Origin of the sequence: Micrococcus sp. HG099 (assembly GCF_024723355.1) — a bacterium.
Classification (GTDB): domain Bacteria; phylum Actinomycetota; class Actinomycetes; order Actinomycetales; family Micrococcaceae; genus Micrococcus; species Micrococcus endophyticus.
In genome coordinates, this window is record NZ_JANQCJ010000009.1 from 25,801 (window position 1) to 32,919 (window position 7,119).

The 7,119-nt window shown below is 76.0% G+C and carries 4 protein-coding genes; all 4 read left to right on the top strand.

Annotation, left to right across the window (positions count from 1 at the left end):
• Window positions 1–16 precede the first annotated feature (16 nt).
• The 4 genes from NWP10_RS01885 to NWP10_RS01900 all read left to right on the top strand — a co-directional run bounded on the left by NWP10_RS01885 (window position 17) and on the right by NWP10_RS01900 (window position 7,022).
• Window positions 17–928 carry an SURF1 family protein gene (locus NWP10_RS01885; RefSeq protein ID WP_258299695.1) on the top strand — a complete coding sequence of 304 codons (912 nt, stop codon included), beginning with the start codon at window positions 17–19 and terminating at the stop codon, window positions 926–928.
• Window positions 925–1,461, top strand: a complete 537-nt coding sequence (locus tag NWP10_RS01890; RefSeq protein ID WP_258299696.1) for a DUF3817 domain-containing protein — start codon at window positions 925–927, stop codon at window positions 1,459–1,461. The genes NWP10_RS01885 and NWP10_RS01890 overlap by 4 nt, the downstream gene beginning before the upstream one ends.
• A gap of 68 nt (window positions 1,462–1,529) precedes the next feature.
• Window positions 1,530–3,149 carry a glutamine-hydrolyzing GMP synthase gene (guaA, locus tag NWP10_RS01895; RefSeq protein ID WP_309137686.1) on the top strand — a complete coding sequence of 540 codons (1,620 nt, stop codon included), beginning with the start codon at window positions 1,530–1,532 and terminating at the stop codon, window positions 3,147–3,149.
• A gap of 99 nt (window positions 3,150–3,248) precedes the next feature.
• Window positions 3,249–7,022 (top strand): DUF4011 domain-containing protein, encoded by a 3,774-nt coding sequence (locus NWP10_RS01900; protein ID WP_258299697.1) that lies wholly within the window; start codon window positions 3,249–3,251, stop codon window positions 7,020–7,022.
• Window positions 7,023–7,119 lie beyond the last annotated feature (97 nt).

The following is a 7,119-nucleotide window of genomic DNA, read 5'->3' on the forward strand; positions in this document are numbered from 1 at the left end:
GAAGAGTTGATGCGGGTTGCTGCGCACCGCCCTCAAGCCCGTCTGGCTGGCCACCCTGGTCCTCGCCCTGGTGGCGGCCGGCCTCTTCGTGGCGCTGTCCAAGTGGCAGTTCGAGACCGCGGAGACCAACGCCCCGCCGCCGCGCACCCAGACCGAGCAGCCCGTCCCGCTGACGGACCACGTCCGCCCCTACGAGCCGCTGCTGGCCCGTGACGCCGACCAGGTGGTCACGGTCCCGGGCGAGTTCCTGCCGGACACGGACGTCCTCGTCGGGCCACGCGTGCTGCGCGGCGACGAGGGCTTCTGGACGGTGTCCGCGTTCCGCGTGGCCGGTGCGCCGGACGGCGAGGTCATCCCGGTGGTGCGCGGCTGGTCGGCGGGCGCCGACGTCGTCGACCCGGCCCCGCAGGGTGACGTCACCGTCACCGGCCGCCTGCTGCCCCCGGACGGGCCCCTGCCGCGGACGGCCGCCGAGGCCGACACCGCCGACCGCCTGCTCTACGCCAGCCTCGCCCCCGGCCAGCTGGTGAACGTGTGGGACGAGCCCTCCTACGCCGCGTTCGTGGCCGCCTTCGAGGTGGCCGACGCCGCCGGCGCCGAGGTGGGCGCGGGCGCGAGCGAGGGCGGGCTGGAGCCCGTGTGGGTCGCCCCGCAGCCGGAGGAGACCGAGGTCATCTGGCTGAACGTGTTCTACGCGGTGGAGTGGATCCTCTTCGCCGGCTTCGCCCTGTTCCTGTGGTGGCGGTTCGTCCGCGACGACCACCTCCGCGACGAGCGCGAGCGCGAGCTGGACGAGGAGTGGGCGGCGCGGTGGCGCGCCGAGGAGCTCGCCCGCCGCCGCGAGGAGGCCCGCCTGGCCAAGGAGCGCGCCTACGCGGCGCAGGCCGCGGCCCGACCATCGACCGACCCCGAGGAGAACCGGCCATGAGCCACACCGAGCCCGTCGACCCCGCCGCCCTGCCCGACCCCGAGGACATCACGGAGGCCGACCTGCCCGAGCCCCCGCCGCGGCCGGGCCGGGAGCGCCGCCGCTTCGCCGGCACGCAGCAGCAGATCCGCTCGGCCACCCGCTTCTACGTGGTGTGCTCGTGGATCACGGGCGTGATGCTCCTGCTGCTGGTGGCCGAGATGGTCTTCAAGTACGCGTGGGGCCAGGAGCTCTTCGCCGGCGGCACCACCGTGGACGGTGAGCAGAACATCCTGGGCCTGCACCCCGAGGACTCGGTGACCGGCGGCGTGAACCTCTCCCTGTTCATCCTCATCGCCCACGGCTGGATGTACGTGGTGTACCTGCTGGCCTGCTTCCGCCTGTGGTCCCTGATGCGCTGGCAGCCGATGCGCCTGCTGGCGATGGCCGGCGGCGGCGTCGTGCCGTTCCTGTCCTTCATCGTGGAGAAGAAGGTCACGAAGGTGGTCCGCGACGAGGTGCACCGCTTCCCGGACGCCGCCCGCCGCTACTGACCGTCGCCGCCCGCCGCGCCGACGTGACGCCGGACGGGGGGGAGGGGCGGCTCGACTATCCTGGACGGGTGACCGAGAACGCCCCCCATTCCGACGCCCCCGCCCCGCTCAGCGACGTGATGCCCACGGTGCTGGTGCTGGACTTCGGCGCCCAGTACGCCCAGCTCATCGCCCGCCGCGTGCGCGAGGCCAACGTGTACTCCGAGGTGGTCCCCGCCTCCACGCCGGCCGCGCAGATCCTGGAGCGTCGGCCGGCGGCGCTGATCCTCTCGGGCGGCCCCTCGTCCGTATACGAGCCCGGCGCGCCCACGCTGGACCCGGCGCTGCTCGAGGCGGGCGTCCCGGTGCTGGGCCTGTGCTACGGCTTCCAGTCCATCGCCCATGCCCTCGGCGGGACCGTGTCCAAGACCGGCACCCGCGAGTACGGCTCCACGCGCCTGGACTCCGTGGACGCGGACTCCGTGCTCTTCGCCGGCCAGGACCTCGAGCAGGTCGTGTGGATGTCCCACGGCGACGCCGTCACGCAGGCCCCGGAGGGCTTCGCCGTGACCGCCTCCACCGCCGGCGCCCCCGTGGCCGCGTTCGAGGACGCCGAGCGGCGGATCTACGGCGTGCAGTGGCACCCCGAGGTCGGCCACTCCTCCCACGGCCAGAAGGTGCTCGAGCAGTTCCTGCACGAGGGCGCCGGGCTCGGCTCGGACTGGACCGCGAGCAACGTGATCGAGGAGCAGGTCGAGCGCATCCGCGAGCAGATCGGGGACAAGCGCGCGATCTGCGGCCTCTCCGGCGGCGTGGACTCGGCCGTGGCCGCGGCGCTCGTGCAGCGCGCCATCGGCGACCGCCTCACCTGCGTGTACGTGGACCACGGCCTGATGCGCCAGGGCGAGTCCGCGGAGATCGAGCAGGCCTTCGGCGAGGCCCACGGCGGCGCCCGCCTCGTGATGGTGGACGCCCGCGAAGACTTCCTCTCCGCGCTCGCCGGGGTCACGGACCCGGAGGCGAAGCGCAAGATCATCGGCGAGCGCTTCATCCGCACCTTCGAGAAGGCGCAGGCGGACATCGTCCTGGAGTCGGAGCACGACCCGGAGGCCACCGAGGTGCGCTTCCTCGTGCAGGGCACCCTGTACCCGGACGTCGTGGAGTCCGGGGGCGGGGACGGCGCCGCCAACATCAAGTCGCACCACAACGTGGGCGGCCTGCCGGACGACATCGAGTTCGAACTGTGCGAGCCGCTGCGCGAGCTGTTCAAGGACGAGGTCCGCGCCGTGGGCGCCGAGCTCGGCCTGCCGGAGGGCATCGTCCACCGCCAGCCGTTCCCCGGCCCGGGCCTGGGCATCCGCATCATCGGCGAGGTCACCCAGGAGCGCCTGGACCTGCTGCGCAGCGCGGACGCCATCGTGCGCGCCGAGCTCACCGCCGCCGGCCTGGACCGCCAGATCTGGCAGTGCCCGGTGGTCCTGCTCGCGGACGTGCGCTCTGTGGGCGTCCAGGGCGACGGCCGCACCTACGGCCACCCGATCGTCCTGCGGCCGGTCACGAGCGAGGACGCCATGACGGCGGACTGGGCGCGCATCCCGGACGACGTGCTCTCGCGCATCTCGAACCGCATCACCAACGAGGTCGACGGCGTCAACCGCGTCGTCCTCGACGTCACCAGCAAGCCCCCGGGCACCATCGAGTGGGAGTGAGCGGCGGGCCCACCGCCGCATCCGGCCGCCCCTGAACGGGGGCGGCCGCCCACACGCATCTCGCCTGGGACCAGGCGACGGAGGAAGGACCGCACGCACGTGAGAGAGCAGGAGTTCCCGCGCCTGGCCCGCGCCCGCGCCGCCGCACGCCCCGAGGAGGGGCAGACGCGCCCCGACCCGGCCGCCTGGGTGGCCTCGCTCGGCTCCGGCGCCGAGAACGACACGATGCTGCGGTTCGCCCCGTCCGCGGCCAACAGCATCGACGTCACGGCCGCGAACTCCTCGGGCGTCTCCCAGCTGCTGCTGGGCCGGCGCACCCGCCTGTCCACGCTGCTGCCGGCCGGGCCCGCCCTGCAGGCGGCGGAGGAGGTCGCCGCGGGGCTGCGCGCCAAGGTGCGGGAGCTGTCCGAGGAGCGCGGCATCGACGTCGGCGCCCTCGCCGTGGGCGTGGCCACGTGGACGGCGGAGGAGGACGGCCGACGTGAGCGCCGCTCCGCCCCCGTGCTGCTGGCCCGCGTGGCCCTGACCGTGCGCCGCGGCGCCCGCGGCCGGGACGAGCTCGAGGTCCAGATCACCGAGCCGGCCCGCCTCAACCCTGCGCTCGTGCGCAACCTGCGCCGCCACCACGGCATCGCCCTGGACCCCGAGGCCTACCGGCAGGCCGCCTACGCCACCGCGCGCCTGGAGCCGGGCCCCGCGCTGGCCCGCCTGCGCGAGGAGGCCGCGGCGCTCACCGGCCTGCAGGTGGAGGACCGGATGCTGGTCTCCACGTTCGCGGACCTCGGCGAGACCGCCACCCTGCCCGCCTCCCTCGAGCACCTGCCCGTGGTCGAGGCGCTGTACGACGCCGGCACCGGCATGGTGCCGCGGCCACCGGCGCTGCAGCCCACCGAGGCCCCGGGGGAGGACGACGTCGCCCCGGCGGACGAGCGCCTCGTCCTCGACCTCGACGCCGCCCAGCGGCGCGTCGTCGAGCACGCCGCCGCGGGGGAGTCCCTCGTGGTGGCCGCCGCGCCGGGCACGGGCCAGACGCAGACCGCCGTCGCCGTGGCCGCCCGCCTGGCCTGGGAGGGCCGCCGCGTCCTCGTGGTCGCGGAGCGCTCGGCCGCCCTGGCCGACGTGCACGCCCGCCTCGACGAGATCGGCCTGCGGGCCGCCGCCCTCGACGTGCCCGCCCACGCGGACCCCGAGCAGCTGCGCCGCCAGCTCGTGCAGGCCGTCCTGCGCGCCGAGCGCGCCGAGGCCCCGGACGCCGCCCGGGACGAGGCGGCGCTGACCGAGCGCCGTCGTCGTCTGCAGGAGCACGTCGGCTCCCTGCACCACGTGCGCCCGCGGTGGGGCTGCTCGCCCTTCCAGGCGATGCAGGCCCTGGCCGCCCTGACCGGGCTGCCGACCCCGCCGGCCACCACCGTGCGACTCAAGCGCTCCGTGCTGGACTCCACCGTGAACCGCCAGGCCGTGGCAGAACAGCTTGTGCGCGCCGGCGAGCTGGGCGCGTTCTCCGCGGCCGCCACCGAGAGCCGCTGGTTCGGGGCCCGCGTGCGCAACGTCCAGGAGACCGAGGCCGCCTCCGAGCTGGCCGACGAGCTGGCCGCCGCCCTGCACACCACCCGCCGCGCCGTGGACACCGCCGCCGCGCAGGCCGGCCTGCGCCCCGAGCGCACCGTGGCCGGCTGGGCCGAGCAGGCGGACCTCTACCGCCGCGTGGCCCGCACGCTCACCGAGTTCACCCCCGAGGTCTTCGCCCTCGACGTCCCGCAGCTGGTGGCCGCCACCGCCACGAGCACGTGGCGACGCACCCACCTCGTGGAGATGTCCTCCGTGGCCCGCTCGCGCCTGCGGCGCGCGGCCAAGGACGCGGTCCGCCCGGGCGTGCAGCCCACGGACCTGCACGGCGCGCTCGTGGACGCCGCCGCCGTCCTCGAGGACTGGAACCGGCACGCCGCTGAGCCCGGCACGCCCCCGCAGGTCCCGGACCAGGGCGAGCGCGTCATGGGCGTGGTCGGGGACGTCCGTGAGCGTCTGCGCCGCCTCGAGCGGATCCTCGCCCCCGAGGCCGTCGCCGAGCAGCCCCTGGCCGAGCGGGACGTGGACGACCTCGTGGCGGCCGTGGACGGGCTCGTCGCGGACCGGGACACCCTGGCCACGCTGCCCGAGCGCACCCTCGTGCTCGACAGCCTCAAGGACCACGGCCTCACCGAGCTGCTGACGGACCTGCGGGACCGCGAGGTCCCCACCGAGGCCCTCGCCTCCGAGCTCGAGCTCGCCTGGTGGCAGTCCGCCCTGGAGGCGATGATCTCCGGCGACGACTTCCTGGCCATGATGAGCGGCGCCGACCTTGCCGAGGTGGAGCGCGGCTTCCGCGAGCTGGACCGCGCCCACCTGGAGCGCGGCGCGGACCGCCTCTCCGCCGCCCTCGGCGCCCGCTGGAAGGAGGCGCTGCGCACCTTCCGCGCGGACGCCGCCGTGCTGCGCGGCCTGCTCAAGCAGGGCCGGCCCACCGTGGAGGCCCTGACCACCCTCGCGCCCGAGGTGCTGCAGCCGCTCGTACCCGTGGTCACCACCTCGCCGATGGCCCTGTCCGAGTTCCCCTCGGACTGGGGCGCCGACGTCGTGGTGCTGTTGGAGGCGGACGCCACCGCGCTGGCCACCGCGGTGGGCGCGCTCACCCGCGCCCCGCAGGTGGTCGCGTTCGGCGACCCGGTGATCGGCCGGCCGCAGTCCTTCCAGGTGTCCGTGGACCCCACCGCCACCGCCGGCCCGCTGCGGCCCCTGCGCTCCGCGCACGACGCGCTGGCCGAGGTGCTTCCCACCGTGGCGCTGCGCACCGTGCACCGCCCGCTCGAGCGGCGCCTCGTGCGGATGCTGTCCGCGCTGGCCTACGAGGGGGCGCTCGAGGCGCTGCCGACCGCCGGCGAGGCCACCGGCCGGGACCGCACGGTCACCGCCGAGTACCTGCAGGAGGGCACCGGCATCCCCATGACCGGCGGCGACGTGGTGGAGTCCACGAACGCCGAGGTCGCCCGCACGGTGGAGCGCGTGTTCGAGCACATCCGGGACCGCCCGGAGCAGTCGCTGGCCGTGGTCACCGTCTCCGAGCCGCACGCCCGCCGCGTGGCCGCCGCCGTGCAGGCCACCGCCGCCCGGGCCCCCTGGGCCCTGGACTTCCTGTCCCGCGGCCGCGGCGAGGACGCCGAGGGCGCGGAGCCGTTCGTGATCGTGCCCGTGGCCCGCGCCACGTCCGTGGTCCGCGACGCCGTGATCCTCACCCCCGGCTACGGCCGCACCCCGCACGGCCGCGTGGTGCACCACTTCGGGGCGTTCTCGGATCCGGGCGGCGAGCGCATGGTGGCCGTGGCCCTCACGCGCGCCCGGCAGCGGCTGCACCTGGTCTCCGCGCTGCGGGCCGCGGACCTCGACGAGGACCGGCTCGACGGCGGCGCGCTCTGGTTCCTGCGCCTGCTGGAGGCCTACCTCGGCGACGGCGCCCCCGACCCGGTCGGCATGGTCAGCGACCCGCTGCTGGCCGACCTGCGCGAGCGGCTCGAGGAGCGCGGCGCGCGCGTCCTGCCCCGCCACGGCGGTGTGATGGACCTGGCCGTGGTGGACCCGCACCCCGAGGACGAGGACGAGGACGCGCCCCGCCCGCTGGCCCTGGCCGGCGACGGCGGCGACGTCCACCGCGCCCTCACCGTCCGGGAGCGCACCCGCACCCTGCCGGAGCGGCTCGAGGCCCGCGGCTGGGACCCGCGCACCCTGTGGGCGATCGAGGTGTTCGCGGATCCGGAGTCGGTGGCCCAGGAGCTGGCCGACCGGCTCGGCGTACGCCCGGCGGACGAGTCCGAGCGCGACGCCGACGACGATGGGCGCTGAGGTCTCGGACCCCGCTCCCCGCCGCCGCGGACCGCGCCGGGCCGACGCCCCGGGCACCGGGCCGGCGTCCGCGGACGCGCCCGAGCCGCGCCTGCCC